Source organism: Bacillus massilinigeriensis (assembly GCF_900111815.1).
Lineage (GTDB): Bacteria > Bacillota > Bacilli > Bacillales > Cytobacillaceae > Mesobacillus_C > Mesobacillus_C mediterraneensis.
The window spans coordinates 356,665-381,364 of sequence record NZ_LT630004.1 but is presented as its reverse complement, the minus strand read 5'-3'; the positions used below and the strand labels follow the sequence as shown (position 1 = coordinate 381,364).

At 43.6% G+C, this 24,700-nt stretch carries 21 protein-coding genes and 2 riboswitches; of the genes, 10 read left to right on the top strand and 11 right to left on the bottom strand.

Going from position 1 to position 24,700, the window contains the following annotated elements:
- The first annotated feature begins 40 nt into the window (after window positions 1-40).
- The 4 genes from BQ5796_RS01985 to BQ5796_RS01975 all read left to right on the top strand — a co-directional run bounded on the left by BQ5796_RS01985 (window position 41) and on the right by BQ5796_RS01975 (window position 2,319).
- Entirely contained in the window at window positions 41-958 is a 918-nt protein-coding gene (locus BQ5796_RS01985) for a TIGR01777 family oxidoreductase (RefSeq protein WP_071458741.1), read from the top strand.
- Between the two features lie 69 nt (window positions 959-1,027).
- Window positions 1,028-1,153: a YfhE family protein gene (locus BQ5796_RS17265; protein ID WP_074033871.1), complete on the top strand. Its 126-nt coding sequence runs from the start codon at window positions 1,028-1,030 to the stop codon at window positions 1,151-1,153.
- 113 nt (window positions 1,154-1,266) lie between these two features.
- On the top strand, window positions 1,267-1,443 hold the full coding sequence (locus BQ5796_RS01980) for a YfhD family protein (RefSeq protein ID WP_071458740.1): 177 nt from the start codon (window positions 1,267-1,269) through the stop codon (window positions 1,441-1,443).
- Window positions 1,444-2,067: 624 nt separating this feature from the next.
- Window positions 2,068-2,319 (top strand): alpha/beta-type small acid-soluble spore protein, encoded by a 252-nt coding sequence (locus BQ5796_RS01975; RefSeq protein ID WP_071458739.1) that lies wholly within the window; start codon window positions 2,068-2,070, stop codon window positions 2,317-2,319.
- A gap of 621 nt (window positions 2,320-2,940) precedes the next feature.
- Here BQ5796_RS01975 and sdhB read toward each other — a convergent pair.
- From sdhB to BQ5796_RS01950, 5 genes are all read right to left on the bottom strand, one after another.
- Complete coding sequence (gene sdhB / locus BQ5796_RS01970) at window positions 2,941-3,699, bottom strand: succinate dehydrogenase iron-sulfur subunit (protein WP_071458738.1); 759 nt, start codon at window positions 3,697-3,699, stop codon at window positions 2,941-2,943.
- A gap of 2 nt (window positions 3,700-3,701) precedes the next feature.
- Window positions 3,702-5,465, bottom strand: a complete 1,764-nt coding sequence (sdhA, locus tag BQ5796_RS01965) for a succinate dehydrogenase flavoprotein subunit (RefSeq protein ID WP_071458737.1) — start codon at window positions 5,463-5,465, stop codon at window positions 3,702-3,704.
- Between the two features lie 23 nt (window positions 5,466-5,488).
- Entirely contained in the window at window positions 5,489-6,103 is a 615-nt protein-coding gene (locus tag BQ5796_RS01960) for a succinate dehydrogenase cytochrome b558 subunit (protein ID WP_071458736.1), read from the bottom strand.
- Between the two features lie 33 nt (window positions 6,104-6,136).
- The gene (gene aspA, locus BQ5796_RS01955; protein ID WP_071458735.1) at window positions 6,137-7,585 is read right to left on the bottom strand and encodes an aspartate ammonia-lyase; all 1,449 of its coding nucleotides are present in this window, start codon (window positions 7,583-7,585) and stop codon (window positions 6,137-6,139) included.
- A 96-nt stretch (window positions 7,586-7,681) separates the two neighbouring features.
- Window positions 7,682-8,995: an anaerobic C4-dicarboxylate transporter family protein gene (locus BQ5796_RS01950; protein ID WP_071458734.1), complete on the bottom strand. Its 1,314-nt coding sequence runs from the start codon at window positions 8,993-8,995 to the stop codon at window positions 7,682-7,684.
- 409 nt (window positions 8,996-9,404) lie between these two features.
- Here BQ5796_RS01950 and BQ5796_RS01945 point away from each other — a divergent pair, with 409 nt between their 5' ends.
- Together BQ5796_RS01945 and BQ5796_RS01940 are read left to right on the top strand one after the other, a co-directional pair.
- Window positions 9,405-10,673, top strand: coding sequence for a sensor histidine kinase (locus tag BQ5796_RS01945; RefSeq protein ID WP_071458733.1), 1,269 nt, complete (start codon window positions 9,405-9,407; stop codon window positions 10,671-10,673).
- 5 nt (window positions 10,674-10,678) lie between these two features.
- Entirely contained in the window at window positions 10,679-11,602 is a 924-nt protein-coding gene (locus BQ5796_RS01940) for a response regulator (RefSeq protein WP_071458732.1), read from the top strand.
- A 2,014-nt stretch (window positions 11,603-13,616) separates the two neighbouring features.
- Here BQ5796_RS01940 and BQ5796_RS01930 read toward each other — a convergent pair.
- The 5 genes from BQ5796_RS01930 to BQ5796_RS01910 form a co-directional block, all read right to left on the bottom strand.
- On the bottom strand, window positions 13,617-14,828 hold the full coding sequence (locus tag BQ5796_RS01930; protein ID WP_071458730.1) for a homoserine dehydrogenase: 1,212 nt from the start codon (window positions 14,826-14,828) through the stop codon (window positions 13,617-13,619).
- 88 nt (window positions 14,829-14,916) lie between these two features.
- Window positions 14,917-15,028, bottom strand: a riboswitch (SAM riboswitch).
- Window positions 15,029-15,093: 65 nt separating this feature from the next.
- Window positions 15,094-15,206: riboswitch (SAM riboswitch) on the bottom strand.
- A gap of 96 nt (window positions 15,207-15,302) precedes the next feature.
- Window positions 15,303-17,093 (bottom strand): ABC transporter ATP-binding protein, encoded by a 1,791-nt coding sequence (locus tag BQ5796_RS01925; RefSeq protein ID WP_071458729.1) that lies wholly within the window; start codon window positions 17,091-17,093, stop codon window positions 15,303-15,305.
- Window positions 17,090-18,820, bottom strand: a complete 1,731-nt coding sequence (locus BQ5796_RS01920) for an ABC transporter ATP-binding protein (protein ID WP_071458728.1) — start codon at window positions 18,818-18,820, stop codon at window positions 17,090-17,092. Before BQ5796_RS01920 ends, BQ5796_RS01925 begins: the two co-directional genes overlap by 4 nt.
- Window positions 18,821-18,979: 159 nt before the next feature.
- The gene (locus BQ5796_RS01915; protein WP_071458727.1) at window positions 18,980-19,612 is read right to left on the bottom strand and encodes an SdpI family protein; all 633 of its coding nucleotides are present in this window, start codon (window positions 19,610-19,612) and stop codon (window positions 18,980-18,982) included.
- On the bottom strand, window positions 19,612-19,896 hold the full coding sequence (locus BQ5796_RS01910; RefSeq protein WP_071458726.1) for an autorepressor SdpR family transcription factor: 285 nt from the start codon (window positions 19,894-19,896) through the stop codon (window positions 19,612-19,614). The genes BQ5796_RS01915 and BQ5796_RS01910 overlap by 1 nt, the downstream gene beginning before the upstream one ends.
- 356 nt (window positions 19,897-20,252) lie before the next feature.
- On the opposite strand from BQ5796_RS01910, the gene BQ5796_RS01905 reads away from it, so the two are divergent.
- The 4 genes from BQ5796_RS01905 (at window position 20,253) to BQ5796_RS18355 (ending at window position 22,985) form a co-directional block, all read left to right on the top strand.
- Entirely contained in the window at window positions 20,253-20,621 is a 369-nt protein-coding gene (locus tag BQ5796_RS01905; protein ID WP_071458725.1) for an HsmA family protein, read from the top strand.
- Between the two features lie 378 nt (window positions 20,622-20,999).
- Complete coding sequence (locus tag BQ5796_RS01900) at window positions 21,000-21,359, top strand: hypothetical protein (protein ID WP_071458724.1); 360 nt, start codon at window positions 21,000-21,002, stop codon at window positions 21,357-21,359.
- A gap of 150 nt (window positions 21,360-21,509) precedes the next feature.
- On the top strand, window positions 21,510-22,736 hold the full coding sequence (gene yedE / locus BQ5796_RS01895; protein WP_071458723.1) for a selenium metabolism membrane protein YedE/FdhT: 1,227 nt from the start codon (window positions 21,510-21,512) through the stop codon (window positions 22,734-22,736).
- A gap of 72 nt (window positions 22,737-22,808) precedes the next feature.
- Window positions 22,809-22,985 (top strand): sulfurtransferase TusA family protein, encoded by a 177-nt coding sequence (locus BQ5796_RS18355; RefSeq protein WP_282956869.1) that lies wholly within the window; start codon window positions 22,809-22,811, stop codon window positions 22,983-22,985.
- Window positions 22,986-23,016: 31 nt separating this feature from the next.
- Here BQ5796_RS18355 and BQ5796_RS01890 read toward each other — a convergent pair whose 3' ends face one another.
- The gene (locus tag BQ5796_RS01890) at window positions 23,017-24,540 is read right to left on the bottom strand and encodes an amino acid permease (RefSeq protein ID WP_083413025.1); all 1,524 of its coding nucleotides are present in this window, start codon (window positions 24,538-24,540) and stop codon (window positions 23,017-23,019) included.
- Window positions 24,541-24,700: the final 160 nt, after the last annotated feature.

The window sequence follows — 24,700 nt, the reverse complement described above, 5'->3', positions numbered from 1 at the left end:
GTAAAATAATGATAAGACATAAATCTGGGAGGTATCTTGGATGAAGGTGGCTGTCACGGGAGGAACAGGGCTTGTTGGAAAGGCGCTCTGCCGGTATTTATCAGAACAAGGCCATGAAGCAATTGTTCTGTCGCGAAAAGATCCGGAGCAGGCGGAAGGTGCTTTTGGCAAGGATGATCACATCACTTTCATCCGCTGGCTTAATGAAAGTGATAAACCTGAGAAAGAGCTCGAAGGTGTAGACGCAATCGTAAACCTTGCCGGAGCCTCCATCAGCAAACGTTGGACAGAGGAATATAAAAAGCAGATTGTCGAGAGCAGGCTCCAATCAGCTGCAGAGATTGGAAGGATCATTTCGTCAATGGCAGTTAAGCCAAAGGTGTTAATAAATGCTTCTGCAGTCGGCATATATGACACTTCTCACGCAAAAACATTTACGGAAGAGGACAGTGACTTTGGGAGTGATTTTTTGGCGAATACGACAAAGAAGTGGGAAGCTGCGGCTCTTAAAGCTGGCAGCGGCATCAGGACAGTATTATGCAGATTCGGAGTCATTTTGGACAAAGAAGAGGGCGCATTGCCGCGAATGGCCTTACCTTACCGGCTATTTGCAGGAGGAACCGTTGGAAAGGGGACACAGTGGCTGTCATGGATAGATATAAAAGATGTTGTCAGGGGCATTACGTTTGCCATTGAAACTGGGGAGCTTTCCGGTCCGGTTAATTTCACCGCTCCGCAGCCTGTTAGGATAAAAGAATTCGGAAAAGTGCTAGCCGATGTTCTTGGAAGACCGCATTGGCTGCCTGCTCCTTCCTTTGCAATAAAGACTGTGCTTGGAGAAATGAGCATCCTAGTCCTTGAGGGACAAAAAGCACTTCCTGAAAAGCTAGAACGTAACGGCTTTTCTTTTCAATATCCCGAGCTAAAAAAAGCATTGTCCGATATTTTTTACCATTAGCTCTGTTTATTCCCATTCTTCCTGGAAATAATGGATAAAGTAATCATTTAAACGGGAAGGATGATTAGAATGGACAAGAAGAAAAAAGAGAAGCAGAGACACACGCTGACAAGCATGCAGGAAGTGACGTATAGCCGTGAGTTTAAAATGGCGGACAAAGCCGGTGGATTTAGGGCTCCCAAACGGGATCAGTGAATAGATTTCCAATCATACACACTGCATTTTAAGGCAAAATAATGGTGCAAGGGCTTCCCTTGCGCCTTTGTTTATCTCGAAGAAGGCATTTAAAATCGAAAGGGGAACTGTACATGCCACGTTCTCGAGGACATCGAAACCGAGATAAGAACTCAGCGTCACTTCCGCAAACGCCAAAGAACATGAAGACAGACGGCCGCGATGTCGAATTTGACCGCGATTTAGCCGACCATGCTGACCTAGAAGCCATGGCCCGCTCAAAAGCCGCAGACGAGCGCGTAAAAGAATAACAGCACTAGAAGCAAAAATGTCATGGCCCCCCTCACCACATCACCGCGCTGGGGGTCAGTCACGCTTTAGTGGTTTAACGCACTGGGGGTCAGGCACACTTTAGTGCTTTAGTGCAAAGCACACATTGTGTATTTAAAATAAAACAGGAAGAGCAGGTTTAAATAAATCCTGCTCTTCCTGTTTTTTAGGGGAGGGGTATTTCATTTACTAATGGGAGAGGGGATTGTTAGATTGTGAATATTTTCACTAACTTTCCTTGTCTTAAATATAGCTGATATTCTTCAATTACACAATGACTTTCACATAATTTTCACATAATTTTTGATAAACCACCATCTCAGCTTTCAACAGAAGTAGATAACTTACTTATCCACACGCATGTGGATAATGTAGATATATTCACAAAACCCTTTCTCTCTACTGGGTTCCAGTCAAAACTGTTATTGTGGATAAAATTAAGTTCTATTCCTGTTGATAGTGTGAATAGATGCCTCTCTCCCCTGTAAGATACAATGATTTGCTTGTTGATAACACCTTTGATAAGTCCTTCATTATGCTCTTTAGGAAGTTGATGAAAATATCCCTCTTCAATTCGGGCAACATAAAGGAAAGGAGGCGTAATTATGGCAAGAAGAAATAAGATTCTTGTACCTCAAGCTAGGGAATCCCTAGATCAGTTAAAAGCGAAAGTTGCGGGGACATCCAATCCTAATAATGCAAAATTTGAAGCTGCGAAAGAAGCTGGAATACCTTTAAAGCAAGGATACAACGGTCAATTAACCTCAGAACAAGCTGGAAAAATAGGCGGCAGGATTGGAGGCGGGATGGTACGTGAAATGATAAAAATGGCGCAGGAGAAAATGAAAAATAAATAAAATCTTAAAATCAGGTTGACAGAACCACCTGAAATAGGTATAATTGAAAAGTTGCTCCTACAATGTAACTTGGAACAAACACTGAATCATAAACTTTATGGCGTTCTGCTTATCATATTTTCTTCAAACTTATTCACACTGGATCGGCTTCGGAGCCGTAAGGATGTAAGAGAGGTAGGGCTTACGTCGTTTAGGTTACAAAATCACCAAGTGGAATAAATGTACCGCGGCAGTTTATACAGAACAGATTCTATAGATAAATCTTGTAATGTTGCAAGTTACACGCATATGCTTCTAAGAGCGAACCGAATCCACTCGGTTCGCTTTTTTATTAATCCATCACTTCCACTTCAAAACCAATAATACTAAACATCATTAACTCTATTACTCTAGCATAGCGTTAATGCAATAAAGGGTGCCTGACCCCCAGTGTGGTAATGCAATAAAGGGTGCCTGACCCCCAGTGCGGTAATGTAAAAAAGTGCCTGACTCTCGGTATACGAAAGCCAGGCACCTTGGTAATGGGCACTTTATATTCTAGATCGCAAATTTTATTGATTGGAGAATGAGAGCCTCCATATCTCCAGCCATACTTGTTCTTTGTTTCGATTTTCTTCTCTCTTAGAAATTTCCAAAGAAGTTTTTGAAAGAGTGAAGTGTTACTTGACGATTCAAGTGAGCTATTGATGTTGTCAATGGAATACCTTTTGGACAAACTTCCACACAGTTTTGCGAGTTACCGCAAGTAGTGATTCCGCCTTCTCCCATGATCGCATCTAGTCGCTCATCCTTGTGCATTGCACCTGTTGGATGCGCATTAAATAGTCGAACTTGTGACAGCGGCGCAGGTCCCATGAACGGAGAATGGTCGTTTACGTTCGGGCAAGCCTCAAGGCAGCAGCCGCAAGTCATGCACTTGGAAAGTTCATATGCCCACTGACGGGTATTTTCAGGCATTCTTGGGCCGGCACCTAGGTCATAGGTACCATCAATCGGAACCCATGCTTTTACTTTTTTCAGAGAGTCAAACATACGCTGCCTATCGACCATAAGGTCACGCACAACCGGGAAAGTGCTAAGCGGTGCAATCTTGATTGGCTGTTGAAGCTGATCAATCAGCGAGGAACAAGCCTGTCGAGGCTTGCCGTTGATGACCATAGAGCACGCTCCACATACTTCTTCCAGGCAAACAGATTCCCAGATAACTGGAGTTGATTCTTTGCCCTGTGCGTTTACAGGGTTCTTCTGAATTTCCATCAGAGCAGAGATAATGTTCATATTCGAGCGGTAAGGAACCAAGAACTCTTCCTGATACGGCTGAGAATTTGCATCCTTCTGCCTTGTAATAATCAAGTGTATTTTCTTGCTATCTCCTGCCATAATTACTTGGCTCCTTTCTTCGCCTTAGTGTAATCCCGTTTCCGCGGTGCAATCAAAGAGACATCTACTTCTTCATAGGAAAGCTCAGGCTTGTTCGTCTTGGCATTGTAACGTGCCATTGTTGTCTTCAGCCACTCTTCGTCATTCCGGTCAGGGAACTCAGGCTTATAGTGTGCTCCACGGCTCTCGTTGCGGTTATATGCACCAAGCGTGATGACATGCGCCAGGTTGATCATTCCTTCAAGCTGACGAACGAACGAAGCGCTGGAGTTGCTCCACTTTGCAGTGTCTTCGATGTTGATGCGCTTGAATCTTTGTACGAAGTCTTCTAGTTTGTCATAAGTCATTTTCAGCTTCGCGTTTTCACGAACAACTGTAGCATTTGCTGTCATCATTTCGCCTAGCTCTTTATGAAGCACATACGCGTTTTCATTGCCATCCATGGAAAGGATAGATTGATATTTGTTAAGATCTTCTTCAAGCTGCTTTTCAAAAAGGGCAGCAGGCATAGAATCTGCAGAAGTTTCAAGACCATTGACATAGTTAAGCGCTGAAGGACCAGCAACCATACCGCCGTAAACAGCAGAGAGAAGTGAGTTGGCACCGAGACGGTTCGCACCATGCTGGGAGTAATCGCACTCACCTGCAGCAAAAAGGCCAGGAATGTTTGTCTGTTGCTCAAGGTCTACCCACAGTCCGCCCATGGAATAGTGAACAGCAGGGAAAATTTTCATTGGAACTTTACGCGGATCATCACCCATGAATTTTTCATAGATCTCCATAATACCGCCAAGCTTAATATCAAGCTGTTTTGCATCGATATGGGAAAGATCAAGATAAACTTTGTTTTCACCATCGATACCAAGTTTTTGGTTCACACAAACATCAAATATTTCACGTGTTGCAATGTCCCGTGGAACGAGGTTTCCGTAAGCCGGATATTTCTCTTCTAGGAAGTACCAAGGCTTGCCGTCTTTGTAAGTCCATACACGGCCACCTTCACCGCGTGCTGATTCACTCATCAGACGGTTTTTGTCATCACCTGGAATGGCAGTTGGGTGAATCTGGATGAACTCACCGTTCGCGTAAACTGCACCTTGTTGATATAGCCTTGCTGCCGCATAACCTGTGTTAATTGTTGAGTTAGTTGATTTACCGAAAATAAGACCAGGACCACCTGTTGCAATGATTACTGCATCTGCAGGGAATGCCTTGATTTCCATTGATTTAAGATTCTGTGCTGTGATACCGCGGCAAGTGCCTTCATCATCAAGAACTGCAGAAACGAATTCCCAGCCTTCATACTTTGTAACAAGACCGGCCACTTCGTATTTCCTTACTTGTTCATCCAATGCGTAAAGCAGCTGCTGGCCTGTTGTTGCACCAGCAAAAGCAGTACGGTGATGCTGAGTGCCACCAAAGCGACGGAAGTCAAGAAGACCTTCTGGTGTACGGTTGAACATTACACCCATACGGTCAAACATATGAATGATTTTTGGTGCAGCCTCGCACATTGCTTTTACTTGAGGCTGGTTTGCCAGGAAGTCGCCGCCGTAGACGGAATCATCAAAGTGTTCCCATGGCGAGTCATTCTCCCCTTTTGTATTAACTGCCCCGTTAATTCCGCCTTGCGCACAAACAGAGTGCGAACGTTTAACAGGAACAATTGAAAATAGATCTACTTTTGTTCCCTTTTCAGCGATCTTGATTGCTGCCATTAGACCCGCAAGTCCGCCGCCGACAATAACAATTTTGCCTTTGCTCATAATGATGTCCTCCTATCCAGCTATCATGCAAATCCAAGGATTGCTCGTACACCAATGATGGATAGTACGACAAAGATTCCAAATGTGACAATAGCAAAGAACTTCTGAGACTTAGGTGAAACGGTGATTCCCCAAGTAATCAAGAATGTCCAGATGCCGTTTGCAAAATGGTATACAGAACCTACAATCCCTACGATGTAAAGTGCTAAAGAAATCGGGTTGTCAACGATGCCGGCCATCAAATGGTAATTAGCCTCTGCGCCAAAGAATTCAACTTGAACTTTTGTTTCCCAAATATGCCATGTTACAAAGATGAACGTAATGACTCCGGTTAAACGCTGAAGGAAGAACTTCCAGTTGCGTGCATAGCCATAGCTGCCGACATTGTTCTTCGACTGAAAAGCAATGTACATTCCATAGATAGCATGGAAATAAAGTGGGATGAAAATGATGAATGCTTCAAGAAAATACTTAAACGGCAGATGAACCATCACGTTTGCTGCCGTGTTGTAAGCATCCATTCCCCAAGTGACTGTAAAATTGACGAACAAGTGGACTGTCAGGAACACCCCAACTGGGATGATTCCTGACAGGGAATGAAGTTTACGATAAAGATGCTGATTTTTTCCCCGCTCCATAATGTGTTAGTGCCTCCTTCTGATGATGCAATATTATACTAGTACAGGTTCTTTTTGCTGTTTTTTCGCATCCAGCAATTCTTTTCCTGCGATTCCTGGGTGAGTCATTTCAAACGGATTAAGAATGGTGTCAAGCTCTTCTGATGTCAGCACTCCACGCTCAAGGACGATTTCTCTTACAGGTCTGTTGCTAAGGATTGCTTCCCTTGCAATAGATGCAGCTGTTTCATATCCAACGTGTGGGTTGATTGCTGTGATAACACCAACGCTGTTGTTAACATATGCAGCCATTCTTTCTTCATTTGCAGTAATACCTTTTAGGCAATGCTCACGGAATACATTGAAGACGTTTGTCATGATCTTAATAGACTGAAGAAGGTTGAAGACAATAACTGGTTCCATAACATTCAGTTCAAATTGTCCTGCTTCTGAAGCCATGCTGATTGTCAAATCATTACCAACAACTTGGAATGCGCTTTGGTTTAATACTTCTGCCATAACAGGGTTTACTTTTCCTGGCATGATAGAAGATCCTGGCTGACGAGCTGGCAGGTTGATTTCTCCATAACCACAACGTGGACCAGAAGTCATCATGCGAAGGTCGTTCGCAATTTTAGACATATTCAGCATACATACTTTAAGCGCTGCAGAAACTTCAATATAGCAGTCTGTATTTTGTGTTCCATCAACAAGGTTTTCAGCACCGGTTAATGGGAAACCGCTGAACTCTGCAAGGTATCCAACAGCTTTCTTGATATATTCCGGATCTGCATTCAGACCTGTTCCGACTGCTGTTGCTCCCATGTTCACTTCATAGAGGTGATCTCTTGTTGCACTAATTCTCTTGATGTCTCTTCTCAAAACGCGTGCATATGCTTTAAATTCTTGGCCAAGGCGTACAGGAACAGCATCCTGTAAATGAGTCCGACCCATTTTAATAACCCCGTCAAATTCCATTGCTTTTGCCATAAATTCGCCATGAAGCTCTTCCATTGCATCGATCAGTGCTTCCAATGTCATAAGGCTAGACAAGTGGATGGCAGTAGGGAAAGAATCATTAGTAGACTGTGCCATGTTAACATGGGAATTCGGGCTAATTACTTTGTAGTTGCCTTTTTGTTCGCCGATCAACTCAAGCGCACGGTTAGCGATAACCTCGTTTGTATTCATGTTGATTGATGTTCCTGCACCGCCCTGAATAGGGTCAACGATAAATTGGTCATGAAGCTTACCATTGATTACTTCTTCCGCTGCAGTGCTGATTGCTTCAGCGACTTTGCGGTCAAGCTGACCAATCTCAGCGTTAGCAAGCGCTGCTGCTTTCTTCACGATAGCCATTGCTTTGATTAGAGCTTCATCAATCCGATACCCGGTGATTGGGAAGTTCTCAATTGCGCGCATTGTTTGAACACCATAGTACGCATTCAACGGTACTTCTTTTTCACCCAAGAAATCTTTTTCGATACGGAATTGTTCAGCCATTTTCAGTCATCTCCCAATTTTCAATGATGACAACCGTCCGGCTAAGAACGGTTGCCCCTTTTATTTTCAAGCCTGGTAAGGCTTGTTAACATTTTTTTATAGTACGACCATGCTCAAGAGGATGCCGATAATAACGGCGCCGACACTTGCGATCAGGCCTGGTACCATGAAGCTGTGGTTCAAAACATACTTACCAATCTTAGTTGTACCTGTACGGTCAAAGTTGATTGCAGCAACAACTGTTGGATAGTTTGGAATGAAGAAATATCCGTTTACTGCCGGGAACATTGCAATCAATAGTGCAGGATTGATTCCAAGTGAAATTCCAAGTGGCATTAATGTACGAACAGTTGCAGCCTGGCTGTAAAGCAGAATAGATAGTGCAAACAGCGCGATTGCGAACAGCCAAGGAGCTGTTGTAACAAGATCAGAGATAGAGCCAGAGATTAATTCCATGTTTCCTTGGAAGAAAGTATCTCCCATCCAAGCGATACCGAAGATGGCAACTACTGCTGCAGCACCAGCTTTAAACACACTGCCGGATACGATTTCTTCAACATTTGGTTTACAGAAAATCATAATCAATGCTGCGATTGTCAGCATGACGATTTCAATTGCTACAGGCATTGTCATTCTTGTGAATACGCCTTCGATTTCCCATCCCGGGCGAAGTGCTTCGAAAGAGCCAAGTATAACAACCAATACTGCTGCAAGAAGGAAAAGCATAACGGAAAGCTTAGAACCTGGTTTAGGACTGAAAGCTTTCTTGTCCTTTTTAATAGGAGCAAGACCTTCTTCAAGACGTTTCAAGTAATCTTCATCCATATTAAGCTCTTTACCTGTTTTGCTTGCAACGAATGCAGCGATCATACAAGCGATGAATGTAGAAGGTACACAGATTAGCATGATATCAAGCAAGCTGATTTTGAAATCCGCCAAAAGCGCTAGCAATGCAACAGTTGCCGCTGAAATCGGGCTCGCTGTGATTGCCTGTTGAGAAGCGATAACCGCGATAGACATCGGGCGTTCAGGACGGACGCCAGATTCACGGGAAACTTCTGCGATAACTGGCAGGACAGAGTAGGCAACGTGGCCAGTACCTGCACAGAAAGTGAAAACATAAGTTACGATAGGAGCGATGAATGTAATCCACTTAGGATTTCTCCTCAAAGCTTTTTCTGCTACAAAAACGAGATAATCCATGCCGCCTGCAGCCTGCAACGCACCAGCTGCTGTGATAACGGCCAAAATCATGAGCATAACATCAATTGGAGCAGAGGTTGGCTGAAGATGAAAAACGAATACGAGGATTGCTAGACCAACACCACCCATGACACCAAGACCTACACCGCCTAAGCGCGCCCCAATAAAGATACAGGCGAGCACGATGATAAATTGAATCCAAAACATGTCCTTACCTCCAAACGGGTAAATTTTTAGGAAAATAAAATTGCAGTAAAACTTGCATTAACCGGTAATAGATGCCCTTTTCACGGAACGGGCTCCTGCCACCTGCCTCCCATAATAATATTGTGAATCTATTCACAAGTGTTTATTGCATGCTTCCACTCCCTCAAGGTCAATTGGGGGGGTGAAAATAACCTAGAGACCAGATATGACTTTACAGGAAGCATGGTCCCGGCTACAGTTAAAGAGTAACAGGCTGCCTACCGAAAACTACAAGAACAGACAAAATATGTAGTGAACTTAATAAAGTTGTCATAAATCGGTCTCGTGATTTTCAGCAAAACCTTTATAATGAAAAACAGCAAGGGCTCCACGCCCGCATACAACATTTAACCTCAAGAAAGCGGTGAAAATGGTGCCCCAAAAGATATTGACCTATCTTGCCATGATGCTGGCAGTACCGCTGGCTGGTGAAATGAAATTCTACCCTCTTGAAGGAATTTTGAGGGTCAGTCTCGGAACTCCGGTTTTTTTCTTCTTTTTATTATGGTCACGGAAGATCCACCCTTTACTATCCGGTTTCCTTGTTGGAGTTTCAGTAGTGGCCTTTCGTATCCTTAGCAGTGTCTATATTTCTGACGTCGCGCTGCAGGATAGTTTTGAAATGCATTTTCCGGTTTTCTTCTATTATTTATCTTTCGCTTGGATGTTTCAGTATTTTCAGTTAAAAAAACACTATGATAACCCTCTGCTCCTCGGCATGCTTGGTGTCATCATCGAGATTTTAGCTAGCATCATGGAACTTACAGCTAGATCCCTGTTCATCCATGTTTCTTTTTCCATCAAGACACTTGTCACTATTAGCGGAATTGCTATTATCCGAAGCTTTTTTGTGCTCGGTTTCTTCAATATTACTGTCATTCGCGAAGCAAGGGCAGCGGAACGGGAACAGCGCATTCGGAATGAAAAAATGCTCATGCTCATATCAAATCTTTATGTCGAAATGATTCAGTTAAGAAAAATGATGAAAAACGCCGAGCAGCTAACGAGTGATTGCTATTCCCTTTACAGAGGGTTGAGGGAGGATGGAAATGGAGAATATGCACGGGCTGCGCTCCGGATTGCAGGAGCAATGCATGAGACAAAAAAAGACAGCCAGCGGATTTATGCCGGCCTGTCCAAGCTAATGACAAAAGAGAACCTCAGCGATTTTTTATTTATGCGAGAAATTGTTGATGTCATCGTTACCTCCAATGAAAGTTATGCTCAATTGCTAGGGAAAGATATTTCTTTTGAAATAGACTTAAAAAATATAACGGAACGCTTCCATACCTTTTTGCTTCTCTCTATTATCAACAACCTTGTCTCCAATGCTGTGGAAGCCATTAAGGGAAGTGGAATTATCCGAATGGAAGCAGAGCTTAAAGGGAACTTATTAATCCTAACTGTAAAAGACTCAGGTCCAGGAATTAATACTCGAAACAAGCCGCTCATTTTTGAACCTGGATTTACTACCAAATTCAACCAAGATGGTATCGCTTCAAACGGAATTGGTCTTTCCTATATAAAAAATGTGATCGAAAGCCATGATGGAAAAATTGAATTAATAGAAGGAAACGTACCTTTTAACACTATTTTTCATATTGAACTTCCTGTGGAATGCTTAATAGAGAGAGGATGAAACCATTGAATTTTTTTATCGTAGATGACTCTGCACCCATCAGGGCAATGCTTGCAAATATTATCGAAGAAGAAGAATTGGGGATAATTAAAGGAGAAGCCGATGATGGGTCAGAGGTATATGCAGATGAGCTAGAAAATACCGGGATAGACATCTTGCTGATCGACCTGTTAATGCCAAATAGAGACGGAATTGAAACGGTGAGAGAAATTGCACCATCTTTCAAGGGAAAAATTATCATGGTTTCTCAAGTAGAGACAAAAGACATGATTGGTGAGGCATACTCGCTCGGTGTCGAGTACTACATCACAAAACCAATCAACCGGCTAGAGGTCGTTAGCGTTTTGAAAAAAGTATGTGAGCATCTTATGCTGGAAAAATCCATCGTGAACATTCAGCAATCACTGAATGTGCTTGGAACCTTCAACAAGGATCTATCACCTGCCAGAAAAGAAAAGCGGAGTACAAATTCGATTGTCTCCGCAGGCAAAACCGTGCTTCTCGAGCTCGGCATCCTTGCGGAAAGCGGCACGAAAGACTTACTCGATATGCTGTCTATCATGCAGCAGCTAGAGAAAGATAATGTAAGGGAAACACCTACACTTAAGGATCTCTATGAAAAAATTGTGGAAAAGCGGTACGGGCCTAATGTCCTTCCGGCTGATGTCAAAAAAGAAACAAAGGCAGGAGAACAGCGAATTCGCCGAGCCATACACCAGGCGTTGGAGCATATCGCTTCCCTAGGACTTACGGATTTCACCAACCCTAAATTTGAAAACTATTCGTCCAAGTTTTTCGATTATTCACAGATTAGGATGAAGATGATGGAGCTCGAGAACAAAGGAGATATGCCAACCGCACACTCCCGAATCAATATCCGAAAATTCATCCAAGCCCTCTACATGGAAGCCAAAAGCTTACAGGAATAAGAAAAGCGGAAGCGCCCGTTTAGCGCTGTACGGCCTGGAGGGTTTCGATCGAGATAAAGGAAACACGATGAGCGATAGCGAATTGATGTTGACTTATCGNAGGAAACACGATGAGCGATAGCGAATCGATGTTGACTTATCGTAGGGAGAAAGCCGAAGGACGATAAGCGCTGGGCGCTGAAGCTGGACAATAGAAAAGCGGAAGCGCCCGTTTAGCGCTGTACGGCCTGGAGGGTTTCGATCGAGATAAAGGAAACACGATGAGCGATAGCGAATCGATGTTGACTTATCGTAGGGAGAAAGCCGAAGGACGATAAGCGCTGGGCGCTGAAGCTGGACAATAGAAAAGCGGAAGCGCCCGTTTAGCGCTGTACGGCCTGGAGGGTTTCGATCGAGATAAAGGAAACACGATGAGCGATAGCGAATCGATGTTGACTTATCGTAGGGAGAAAGCCGAAGGACGATAAGCGCTGGGCGCTGAAGCTGGACAATAGAAAAGCGGAAGCGCCCGTTTAGCGCTGTACGGCCTGGAGGGTTTCGATCGAGATAAAGGAAACACGATGAGCGATAGCGAATCGATGTTGACTTATCGTAGGGAGAAAGCCGAAGGACGATAAGCGCTGGGCGCTGAAGCTGGACAATAGAAAAGCGGAAGCGCCCGTTTAGCGCTGTACGGCCTGGAGGGTTTCGATCGAGATAAAGGAAACACGATGAGCGATAGCGAATCGATGTTGACTTATCGTAGGGAGAAAGCCGAAGGACGATAAGCGCTGGGCGCTGAAGCTGGACAATAGAAAAGCGGAAGCGCCCGTTCAGCGCTGTACGGCCTGGAGGGTTTCGATCGAGATAAAGGAAACACGATGAGCGATAGCGAATCGATGTTGACTTATCATAGGGAGAAAGCCGAAGGACGATAAGCGCTGGGCGCTGAAGCTGGACAATAGAAAAGCGGAAGCGCCCGTTTAGCGCTGTACGGCCTGGAGGGTTTCGATCGAGATAAAGGAAACACGATGAGCGATAGCGAATTGATGTTGACTTATCGTAGGGAGAAAGCCGAAGGACGATAAGCGCTGGGCGCTGAAGCTGGACAATAGAAAAGCGGAAGCGCCCGTTTAGCGCTGTACGGCCTGGAGGGTTTCGATCGAGATAAAGGAAACACGATGAGCGATAGCGAATTGATGTTGACTTATCGTAGGGAGAAAGCCGAAGGACGATAAGCGCTGGGCGCTGAAGCCGGACAATAGAAAAGCGGAAGCGCCCGTTTAGCGCTGTACGGCCTGGAGGTCCTTCTTGCGTAAGAAGTGGCAATTCTCCTCCCGGGGCATAAATTGCGGTCCTTAACTTCCATTAAAAGGAATAATTGTATCCCTACTGGAATCTACCGTAGATAAATTTACGTTTACCGTAGATATACTGAAATTTACCGTTGATAAATCGCTGTTTACCGTAGATAAATGGACGATTACCGTAGATAGCCTATTTCAAGAGGCTTCAAACCACAGCATGGAGCACTATGTAATCGATTACATATACGGATTTTTTCAAAAATCCTTACCTTTTCCCTAAAATCCTTACCTTTTCTCCAAAAACCTTATATTTTTATAAAGAAAATAAATCNGTGTTTTGCGATAAAGTAGCCATTAGAAGAATCCTTTCTAGTTGGTTGGTGTTTAGTCGCAATAACCATAACAGAAATGGATTCTTTTTTCATCTTTTAAGTGAAAAAGAGAATCCCACAGAAAAGCCAACAAGTCGGCTTTTCTGTGGGATTTTATATATATCGGTGAATAATCTAGGTCAAAATGACAATTTTTAAGGGTTTGGAAAGGAAATGTGATTGATGACGGATATAAATTTTCAAATAACATCTCAATCTGGCGCATCAACTAGTCTGCTATAGTTAGATGCGCCGATCAAGCTTCTATATAAAGAAATGACTTATTAAGACAGCCCCTTTTAAAATAAGGAAACTTAAATTCTCACTTTAGTCAAAGAATTTTCGCGTACCTCTTCCCTACACCTTTTCCTCCTGCAGCCTTTCCTCTTTTATCCCTAATACCTCAAAGAAGCTTGCTCCTTGATGCTCTTGCTTCCATTGGGTAATAGTCGCTTCATCCCCCACAATAAAACACGGCTCTTCTTGTTTGCCGCTGGCACCTTGTCGGGCTGCTGCATCTCCTGCTGGCATAATGAGCCAGCTTCTGCCTTGTCCTTTTCGAGCACGGTCATTCAAGATTCCCTGTTTATCAACATGCGGCAAAACCGGTTCAGCCCGGTAACAATGAATCACATCCTCTATCACTGCACTAGCAGTTGGGTACATCCCGGCTCCAGGTCCTTGGAGGGTGATTCGTCCGACAATATCCCCTTCGATGCTGACAGAATTCTCTACTCCTTCGATGTTGTACAAAGGATGGTTCTCCGAAACGAGAGTTGGCCGAACGAAGCCAACGATCCGGTCTCCAACTTTTTCAATTGATGCGATTAGTTTGAAACGGAGACCGAGATTTTCAGCAGCTGTAATTTGCTCACCCGTGATTGCTGTGATTCCTTCACGAGGAATGTCTTCCCATGCTGGTTTTTCACCAAAGGCAATCTCACTTAAAATCATCAATTTAAAAAATGCATCATAACCTTCAACGTCATTTGTCGGATCAGCCTCCGCGTACCCTTTTTCCTGTGCAGCCCTTAAGGCCTCCTCAAAAGACTGCCCGCTGCTTCTCATTTCGCTTAAAATGTAATTGGATGTTCCGTTTAAGATGCCCTCCAATTTCTTCACTTGATTGACATTCAAAAGATGCTGAACAGTCTGGATGACCGGAACACCCCCCGCAACAGTCGCTTCGAATCCCACTGTGACACCGTGACGCCCTGCAAGCTGTTTCAATTCCGTCCCATGGGATGCAAACATTTCCTTGTTCGCCGTGATAACATGGCAGCCTTTATCTATTGCTTGCTTAACGTAGGAGAAGGCGGGTTCCTTTCCGACAATCGCCTCTACCACAATATCCAAGTCTTGCAATGCAAGAATTTCCTCAAAGTCATCGGTCACAAGCACATGCCCCCCAATGCCCCTATCTTTCCGCTTATCCTTAATCAAAACAGCTGCAACCTCCACTTTCCTATCCAAAATAGAGGCAAGCTGATTTTGATGTGTATGAATAGTATTGTAGACACCCTCCCCAACTGTTCCGAATCCTAATAATGCAATTTTGATTGTTTTCATCTTCCCATCCCTCTCCCTTTTAATTTCTCCACCAATTGTCTTTTAAAAAAAGCGCCCCCTTCATAAGAAGAGGGCACATATGAACCTCCTCTTATCTGTCAGGCAAGTGCCTGCAGGAATTGGCACCTTTTTCAGAGAAATCTTCCCTGAAGGTTGCCGGGCATCATCGGGCCTAGTCCCTCCGCCGCTCTCGATAAGAGATTACTTATTTTCTTTTTTGTAAAAGAAAAGGCCTCCTCATGAAGAGAAGGCCTTTTCGGCACCTCTCTTATCTTTCAGGTAAAAATACCTGCAGGAATTAGCACCTTTTCAAGGATATTCTCCTTGAAGGTTGCCGGGCTTCACAGGGCCTAGTCCCTCCGCCGCTCTCGATAAGAGTATAATATGCTGGTTTCATCCGTTTTAATTGTTTTTGATTTTATAACAGAAACACAGCAGTGTCAAACACTTTTGAATATTTACATTTCATTGAAATTACATCCCCGCCTTAACTGCAGGTTTTTTGAACTGTTTTTCAGAGAGCGTATAGTAAAATCCCTTCTGCTTTAAAAGCTGCTGATGATTGCCACGTTCGATAATTCTGCCTTGGTCAACTACAAGAATCTGATCTGCCTGGCGGATCGTATTGAGCCTGTGGGCAATCATGAAGGTCGTCCTTCCCTCCATCAGCCGGGATAATGCCTCTTTGATTTTCAGCTCTGTAATCGTGTCAATGCTGCTTGTCGCTTCATCTAGAATCAGGATTGCGGGTTTTGCTAAAATAGCTCTGGCAATCGATAGAAGCTGTTTCTGGCCTTGACTGATACCCGACCCTTCCGCTGAAAGCACTGTATCATAGCCTTCCGGCAGCTTGCTGATAAAAGCATGGGCATTCGCAGTACGCGCCGCTTCCTCCACTTCTTTATCAGATGCATCGAGGCGGCCGTATCGGATATTCTCCCTAATGCTATCTTCAAACAGGAAGGAGTCCTGCAGTACGAAACCCATTTGTTTGCGAATACTCTCCCTCCGGATTTCTGCCGCATCCTGGCCATCAAAGAGAATTTTTCCTTCGTCTGGCTCGTATAGGCGGGAAATAAGGTTGATAATCGTCGATTTCCCGGCACCAGTAGGTCCTACAAGCGCGACTTTTTCCCCTGGCGCTGCCCTGAAGTTCAATTCCTGAACAGTGTCGCCACCTTTTTCATACGAAAAAGAAACATGCGAGAACTCTACCTCACCAATTAGCTTAGAAGAATCATTGGCTCCTCCTTCCTTGAAATCTTCTTTTCTTTCATCAAGAATATCAAATACCCGATCGGCTCCGGCTACAGCAGAGAGAAGTGTGTTGAATTGGTTCGAAAGGTCATTCAAAGGACGGGTAAACTGCCTGGCATATTCCGTGAAGGTGACTATTGTTCCAACCGTCACCATCCCTTTCAAGGCAAAAAAGCCGCCTGCAAGCGCCACGAGGGCAAAGCTCGAGTTGTTCAGCACGTTCATGAGCTTTGGAATAAAACCTGTATATACTTGAGCCCAGTAGCCTGCTTTCTTCAATTTTTTGTTCTTCTCTTGGAACTCTCTTATCACTTTTTTTTCCTCAGAAAAAGATTTGATGATTTTGTGGCCGGAAATACTTTCTTCTATGAAGCCATTCAGTTCTCCAAGATTCCTCTGCTGTTCTCGATAAAGCTTACTAGTCCGAGAAGTAATCCACTTCATGCCTGCGAACATGAGCGGAACAATCGCCATTGTGACAAGCGTCAGCAACGGGCTTAAATACAGCATCACTGCAAGCGTACCAACGAGCGTAAGCACGCTTGAGAAGATTTGTATGACAGAGCTGTTCAGTGTAGAGCTCACATTCTCAATATCATTGGTCACCCTGCTCATTAATTCCCCGTACTGGCGCTTATCGTAAAAAGCAATCGGCAGGTTGTGTAGTTGGCCAAAAAGGTCAGACCGCATACGCCCAACGGTTTCTTGAGAAATACCGATCATCCAAAAATTTTGGAGCCAAACGGAAAGGGAATAAAAGAAATAAACTCCTGCAAGCCAAATAAGAACCCATTCAAATCGTGCTGAGTTTTTGGAAGTAAGGTAGTTATCTATCGCCTTTCCGATGATAAATGGACCAAGGAGGCCTAATATGGAGCTAGCAACCACCATCAAAAGCACTGCTGCCAGGAGCCCTTTTCGGGCGGAAAGGTAGCTCCAGATTCTTTTTACTGTACCTGCAAAGTGAGGAGGACGTTCCGCTTTAACTGCTCTCTGGGGATTTCTCAACTCTCCACCCCCGTTTCCTCGAACTGTGATGCATAGATTTCCCTATAGAGCGGAGAACACTCTAGCAACTCTTCGTGAGAACCTTGCGCGATAATTCGGCCATCAACCAATAGAAGGATTCTGTCGGCTTCTTTTGCCGTACTTATTTTTTGGGTAACAATAAGCGTTGTAACTTTATATTTCTCAAGAGCTTTCAACAGTTTCGCTTCTGTCTGCAAATCGAGTGCGCTCGTACTGTCATCAAGAAGAAGGATGCCCGCTTTTTTCACTAGAGCACGTGCAATCGAAAGACGCTGTTTTTGTCCTCCGGAAAGATTGACTCCTTTTTGCCCAAGAAGTGTATCGTATTGATTCGGCAACGCTTCGATTGTGTCTCGGATTTGAGCATCTTCGACAGCTTCGGCCATCTCCTTGAGAGACGCATCCTCTTTTCCCCAAGCTAAATTCTCCTTAATGGTTCCTGTGAAAAGGAGCGCCTCCTGAGGTACGTAACCAATCTGCCGACGCAAGGAATCTGTACGGAGGTGCTTGATATTTTTGTCATCGATCAGAATGCTGCCGGTATTCGGCTCATAAAGCTTTGGAATGAGCTGGATAAGCGACGATTTTCCCGACCCCGTCGCCCCCATTATCGCAACCCTTTCCCCAGGCCATGCAGTGAAAGTAATGTCATGCAGAATCTCAGGTGTCTCTTCACTATATTTAAATCCAATATGCTGAAACTCGATTTTGCTCCCCTTATTATTCTCACGAGATATTGTGTCATTGCCACCATCTTCGTGTGAAGGGTATGACAGTATTTCATTTGCTCTCCCAGAGGATGCCTTCGCTCGGGAAAGAACCGTGATGATGAAGGAAAACATAGAAAACGCAGTCGTGATTCTTGCTGCATAGTTAACGATTGCCACCGTTTCTCCGACCGTTGTTTTCCCGCTCTTGATATCCATGTTTCCGAACCAGAGGATCGCAAGAATAGCAAGATTCATTACAAAAATTAATATAGGTACTGCTGTTTCTGTCAGACGAAGAGCAGATGCAGTCCGTTCCGTAAGGTTAGAATTCGCCTTCTTGAATCTGCTCCGTTCATGGTCACCGCGGGCATAGGATTTAATCAGCTTCATCCCCGCTAAGTTTTCCCGCAAAACCCTGTTAACCTTGTCAAGAGCAGCTTGAACTTTCCCGAAAAGAGCGGATGACCGATTCATAATCGCAATAAGGAAGACCAAAAGGACAGGAATAATGACAAGATAGACCATTGCAAGTCTTGCATTGACAAGCAACGCCATCGTCACACCTCCTATGACAAGAAGCGGTGCCCTCATAGCAATCCGGAGACACATGAAAAGAGTACTTTGGAGCTGGTTCACGTCATTCGTGATTCTTGTTATGAGCGAGGAAGAGGGATATCGATTAAAATCCGCAAATAAAAATCCCTGAATTTTTTCAAAAAGATTGTTCCGAAGATCATATCCAAAATTTTGGCTTGCATATGCAGCAACAAAACTGTTGGAAAGCCCTGAAACGAAAGCCAGCAACGATAATCCAAGCATTTCCCCGCCAAGTGCCACGACAGCCCTAAGATCGTTTTTCATGATTCCTTCATCAATGATTCGAGCCATAAGGAGTGGCTGCGTCAATTCAACGGCTAATTCAACAAGCATTAATATAAGCGCAACCCCTATTGGGAGGCGATACGGTTTCATGTACGATATTACTTTCTCTTTCATTGTCAGCCTCCCTTCCAGTAGTTATTCGTAAACCGAAATGATATCTTAATCGTATTATACTACCAATATAGAGAAAATTTGAATGTGCTCATTCTTCGACCATGAAAAAAATCCTCCTAGTGGGAGGATTAGACATCAAACTTGATACCCTTATAATATTTATTTTTCCTTACTGAATAACAGGTATGAATACACGTATGGAACGATTAGCATAACTGAAATGATGCTGAACAAAGCGATACTTTCCATCTTATCTGGGAGAAAGGTGACGAGAATGAGGAGAATACCGCCGGCAAAGAACAGCTTGCCGCTTAATCTGTGAGTCTTTTTCCAAACATCTTCGCTGCTCAGTGTCCACGGCGTCCTGATTCCGATAAAGAAGTTGGAGCGGACTTGTTGAAAATAGTTGCCCATCATGATAAAAACAACTCCAAGTACAGTAGGTGCCAGCTCAGATATCGGTATAGACGTACCCAAGGCACTAAGAATTACTAGCATATTAATAGCAAAGAAGATAGCAAGCAATGCATTCATGATGATGCTATAGCTTTTCGAGAAAAAACGATAATTCGCTTTCCTTGGATCTATTTTTGGCAAAAATGCCATCGTGACATAAAGCAATACCAATATTCCCAATTGGCTTAGCATGGAAACAAATTTAGAATCGTAACGGTCCACCTCTCCGTTGAGACCCCAATGCCCTGGAATTTGGTCCGGAAGTTTCGGATAGGCAAAAATCCATACTAATGCAGTGAGTCCAATCAGAATAAGCGGAAAAGCGTGCTTTTTCATTATTTTTCCTCTCCCTTTACTTCATTTTTCGGTTCGGTAAAGCTAAAAGCCCATGATACCAAGTCTTGAAAGACGGTTGTATTGAGGGAATAAATGATGTACTGGCCGTGCTTTTCATCCATGATGAGGCCAGCATGCTTCAGAAGCTTCAAGTGCTGCGATATACTTGGTTTGGACATCGTAAAGTGATCGGCAATTTCCCCTGCGGACATGTCTTTATCTTTCAGCAAATCAAGTATTTTTCTTCTGGTTGGGTCTGAGAGCGCTTTAAATGTATCATTCACGGACAAATCCCCCTTTCAGGAATACTAGGAATCATTATTTAGTTATTTAACTAAATATTAAACTAAATTCCTTCTCTTTTCAAGAGAGTTTTCTCTTTTTTTATAATGATGTATGGTATCCAGTTGATATTGCTTCAGTGCACTGAGCCACGCAGTCATGGCGGCTTTGCTATTCACAGCTGTTAATAGATTATTTAGCTCACTCATCCTTAGCGTCACTCATACTTCTATTCTATAGAGGGATTTACATTTAGTTTATTCTGATAATTATTTTGTTATTTCTCGTTCATTTTGCGTTCATATTCAGCCTTTATATTGTACTTAACAACAATAATGAATGAAATGAGGAATTTATCATGTTAATCCTTGCAATTATTGCAATAAATTTGGCATTAGTTTTCTATACAATCGGGGTTTTTGCAGAAAAAAGACAGCAGACTTTAAAGAAATGGCATGTTGGCATCTTTTGGACAGGTCTCTTGTTTGATACAATCGGCACAACCGCAATGGGAAAAATTGCAGGACAGGAATTTGGACTTAATTTCCATGCAATTACTGGAATGCTAGCTATCCTCCTAATGTTAGGTCACGCTGTTTGGGCAACGGTTGTTATATGGAAAAAAGACGACGCGATGAAAGCAGCTTTTCACAGGTTCAGCATTATCGTTTGGGCAATTTGGCTTGTTCCTTTCATTTCGGGTGCCATTTTCGGAATGACACAATAAAAGGATAATATTAAAGGCGTGAAAGGGAATCATCCTTTACACGCCTTTTTCATTTTAATCTCGGCTTCATCCAGCCTGATCGTCTCGCTATATTATCATGCGGCGAAAATACTCCTAAGTTCTAAAAAGCGTCTCGCTAACATGATCCTTTTTTCTCCAGTTTTCCACCATTTTCTATCCATGTGTAATATTTATTAAATATATTTATTCTTTGTCTAAAGTAAAAAAGGATAATTAATAATATTGAATAGAGTGACTCATGATGAGTAGGAAAGCTAATAAAGATATACCTGGAAACAACCTTCTCTCTTTTTTCGTTATTTTTTCCTGGCGGTAGGGTAAAAGAAAGATAAATATAACTTAAAGGAGGACTCACGAGTGATTATCGTTTATTTAAGTCTTGCTTTGATTGTCGGTTCTCTCGGGTACTTGGGATATACCGCATTCCAGGTATATAAAAAAGCAAAGCCATCGCTCCATGTACTAAATGAACTCTCGACAAGAATGGCGGTAAAAACGGACACGATTAAAACAGAAACGGACAAGCTGACAGCCAACCAGCAGAAATTAGCTGCAGACTTTAGCAAGAAAAAACGAGCTGTAAATACGGTAATCTTTTCCGTCAAGCAGACAGCATCGGTATTCAAGCAACTAGTAAAAGCAAAACCGGTAACAAAACTCGAGCAAAAACAGAAGGCTCGAATGTGGAATATGGCCCGTCAAAGAAGGCTGACATAAAGGAAAAGGCGCATCTTATAAAAAGGATGCGTTTTTTCATAGTTATAAAATCAATTGATTGCATTGAGAAAAGCGATTGCTGGTGTGTAGCTCCTATGTAATAATGGGTTATTGGTTTTATACTTTCATACAGGGAGTTGCAGAAATACAGTGAATTTATATCAAAAAATCTTCAAAGACTACTGGAATCCCTTCATTGCCATCAGCATTGCAGGACTTGCCAGCGCGTTATATTTCGGGCTCACCGGAACAGTCTGGGCTGTTACCGGCGAATTCACCAGGATTGGCGGCCATCTTCTTCAATTGGCCGGCGTCGATGTAACTGACTGGGCTTATTTCCAGCTAGTCGGAATGGAAGGGTCGCCATTACAACGGACAGACGGCTGGATTGTCATCGGAATGCTCCTTGGAGCACTGATTACTGTGCTGATCAGCAACAGTTTCCAATTTCGGCTGCCTAAACAAAAACGTCGGCTGATTCAAGGCTTTGCGGGAGGAATCATTGCTGGATTTGGGGCAAGACTTGCACTCGGCTGCAACCTTGCTGCTTTCTTTACCGGCGTGCCGCAGTTTTCTTTCCACGCATGGATTTTTATGGTTGCGACTGCAATCGGAACTTACTTTGGTGTAAAGGTCATCAACACAAAATGGTGGCGCGGAAAGCCAAACATGAGTAAAGGAGCGCTCCGTCCAGCAAACATGGAAAAAATGGCAAATTCCAAGCTTCAGCCAATCATTGGATACGGAATGGCAGCAGCTTACGCAGTTCTGGTCGCATACTTTTTCATTGCAGGCAAACCACTTTTGGCCATTGCCTGTATTGCAGGTGCATTGTTTGGAATACTGATTGAACGAGGTCAAATCTGCTTTACTTCCGCTTTCCGCGATTTGTGGATTTCAGGACGGGCTGTTATGGCAAAGGCCATTGCTGCAGGGATGATGTTCAGTGTCATTGTTACTTTCTTTTACATTCAAAATGGGGCAGTTTCCATTATCAAAATAGCGGCACCAAGCACATTAATTGGCGGTATCCTGTTTGGATTCGGCATCGTGCTTGCAGGAGGCTGTGAAACTGGGATGATGTACCGCGCAATGGAAGGTCAGATACTTTTCTGGGTCGTTGGTGCAGGCAACATTGTCGGAGCAACCGTGCTCGCGTACGGATGGGATCATCTCGGCATCTTCCGCACCCTTGTGGAAGGCTGGCCAAAAGTAAACCTGATAGAGGCATGGGGCCCAATCCCGGCGCTCATTGGAACAATGGCCATGTTAGCAGGCTGGTATTTGCTCGCAGACTGGCGGGAGAAAAAATTCCGTTATACTTCTGGAAAAAATATAGAGGATGCTAGCTTAGCAACACAAACAAAGGAGGCGTAATCATTGTCACAAGTAATCGGCAACGTGAACTATACATTAGATTTACGCGGCGAGCCTTGACCGTACCCAGTCATTTATGCGCTGGATGCGCTGAAGGAAATGAAAGCAGGCGAACTGCTGCAAATCATCGTTGGAGCAAATTCGTGCCGGAGTGTACCGGAGGAAGCTAAAAAACACGGCTACGAGCTGGTCACCGAACCTGAAAAAGTAGGACCTGATTTTTATATTTACATTCGTGTTCCTAAATAAGGAATAATATAAGGCGTCCGTTTGGACGCCTTTATTCTTTGATAGTGCCCGTTTGGCGAAGATCCATTTCCTTAAGCGGGACGATCTTTGTCTTGTTCCATTTTTTATAGCCTAACCAAAGTGCCAGAAAGACCGGGATACCAATATAAGTAACAAGAATGCTTTGCCAGTCGATTTTATCGCCAAGGAAGGCTTCATAGTTTTGCCCAAGGACAATGAAGATACACAGCGCTCCTGCAAACAATGGTCCGAGCGGGTACCATTTTGCCTTATAGGATAGCTTATTCAAATCAAGTCCTTGTGCCAAAAATCCTTTACGGAATCGATAATGACTTACCGCGATTCCGATCCAGGCAAGGAAACCGGCAAGACCTGAGGTGTTTAACAGCCACATGAACACTTTACCTTCCCCGAAAACAGAGCTTAGGAATGCAAGCAAGCCAAATGCAGTCGTTCCAATAAGGGCATACATCGGAATGCCTTTTTTGTTTACTTTTTTCAAGAATGCTGGTGCTTGTCCTTCTTTTGCCATCACCCAAAGCATCCTTGTAGAAGCGTACAGCCCCGAATTACCTGCGCTAAGAACAGAAGTCAGGATGACGGCATTCATAACAGATGCCGCGAATGCGATGCCTGCTCGCTCAAATACAAGGGTGAATGGACTCATTGCTACTTTTTCAATATCGTCACTTAATAATCTTGAATCAGTAAATGGGATAATCATTGCAATGATGAAAAGCGAAAACATATAGAATAGAAGAATTCTCCAGAATACTTGCCTGATTGCTTTCGGAACGTTTTCCTTCGGGTTCTTGCTTTCTCCTGCAACAATACCGACGATTTCCGTTCCTTGAAAGGAAAATCCGGCAACCATAAAAATTCCAATAATCGACAAGAGACCGCCGTTGAACGGAGCGCTGCCTTTTGTGAAGTTTTCAAAGCCTGTAGCACTCCCCGACATAATTCCGAAAATCATCAATAGTCCGATGATAATAAAAGCGATGATGGTAATAACCTTGATCAATGAAAACCAGTATTCTGCCTCTCCATACTGTTTAACAGATAAGAAGTTAAGTCCGAATATAATGCCTAGGAACAGTGCGCTCCACAGTATGGAAGGTGAATCTGGAAGCCAATATTTCATTAAAATTGCTCCTGCTGATATTTCGAGCGCAAGTGTGACTGCCCAGCTAAACCAGTATATCCAGCCAATTGCAAAACCGAATGCAGGATCGACGAATTTTGTTGCATAAGTACTGAATGAGCCGGTTACCGGCATATATGTTCCCATTTCCCCAAGGCTTGTCATTAACAGATAGACCATGAAGCCAATAACGCCGTAAGCAACAAGCGCACCCCCTGGTCCTGCGGCATAAATCGATGCTCCGCTTGCGACAAACAATCCTGTTCCAATACTACCGCCAATGGCAATCATCGATAAGTGCCTTGAGCCTAGCTTCCGCTTCAGTCCTTCTGCTGCGACTGGGGTCCGCTTTTTGCTGATGGCACCTAACGCTGGTTTAACGGAAGGCTGCCCTATATGAGCTTCTTTCATTCTTTCCCTCTCCCTTATTTTTCATATGGTGTCATAAGTGTTTCTTGAGATGTCTTTTTAGGAAACTGTCGGGTTGCTTTTCTTTCAATCTGTCAGACAGCCTTTGCAAAGGTAACTGTTAACTACCCGATTTTTCTCATTTACTAACATTTTGACTGAA

What these genes read in the sequence shown, in the direction of transcription:
- BQ5796_RS01985 (WP_071458741.1), top strand. Translation starts at nt 41, where the DNA reads ATGAAGGTGGCTGTCACGGGAGGAACAGGGCTTGTTGGAAAGGCGCTC.
- BQ5796_RS01915 (WP_071458727.1), bottom strand. Translation starts at nt 19,612, where the DNA reads ATGAAAAAGCACGCTTTTCCGCTTATTCTGATTGGACTCACTGCATTA.
- BQ5796_RS01950 (WP_071458734.1), bottom strand. Translation starts at nt 8,995, where the DNA reads ATGTTTTGGATTCAATTTATCATCGTGCTCGCCTGTATCTTTATTGGG.
- aspA (WP_071458735.1), bottom strand. Translation starts at nt 7,585, where the DNA reads ATGGCTGAACAATTCCGTATCGAAAAAGATTTCTTGGGTGAAAAAGAA.
- BQ5796_RS17265 (WP_074033871.1), top strand. Translation starts at nt 1,028, where the DNA reads ATGGACAAGAAGAAAAAAGAGAAGCAGAGACACACGCTGACAAGCATG.
- BQ5796_RS01930 (WP_071458730.1), bottom strand. Translation starts at nt 14,828, where the DNA reads ATGAAAACAATCAAAATTGCATTATTAGGATTCGGAACAGTTGGGGAG.
- BQ5796_RS01980 (WP_071458740.1), top strand. Translation starts at nt 1,267, where the DNA reads ATGCCACGTTCTCGAGGACATCGAAACCGAGATAAGAACTCAGCGTCA.
- BQ5796_RS01975 (WP_071458739.1), top strand. Translation starts at nt 2,068, where the DNA reads ATGGCAAGAAGAAATAAGATTCTTGTACCTCAAGCTAGGGAATCCCTA.
- sdhA (WP_071458737.1), bottom strand. Translation starts at nt 5,465, where the DNA reads ATGAGCAAAGGCAAAATTGTTATTGTCGGCGGCGGACTTGCGGGTCTA.
- BQ5796_RS01890 (WP_083413025.1), bottom strand. Translation starts at nt 24,540, where the DNA reads ATGAAAGAAGCTCATATAGGGCAGCCTTCCGTTAAACCAGCGTTAGGT.
- BQ5796_RS01960 (WP_071458736.1), bottom strand. Translation starts at nt 6,103, where the DNA reads ATGGAGCGGGGAAAAAATCAGCATCTTTATCGTAAACTTCATTCCCTG.
- BQ5796_RS01920 (WP_071458728.1), bottom strand. Translation starts at nt 18,820, where the DNA reads ATGAAAGAGAAAGTAATATCGTACATGAAACCGTATCGCCTCCCAATA.
- BQ5796_RS01905 (WP_071458725.1), top strand. Translation starts at nt 20,253, where the DNA reads ATGTTAATCCTTGCAATTATTGCAATAAATTTGGCATTAGTTTTCTAT.
- sdhB (WP_071458738.1), bottom strand. Translation starts at nt 3,699, where the DNA reads ATGGCAGGAGATAGCAAGAAAATACACTTGATTATTACAAGGCAGAAG.
- BQ5796_RS01945 (WP_071458733.1), top strand. Translation starts at nt 9,405, where the DNA reads ATGGTGCCCCAAAAGATATTGACCTATCTTGCCATGATGCTGGCAGTA.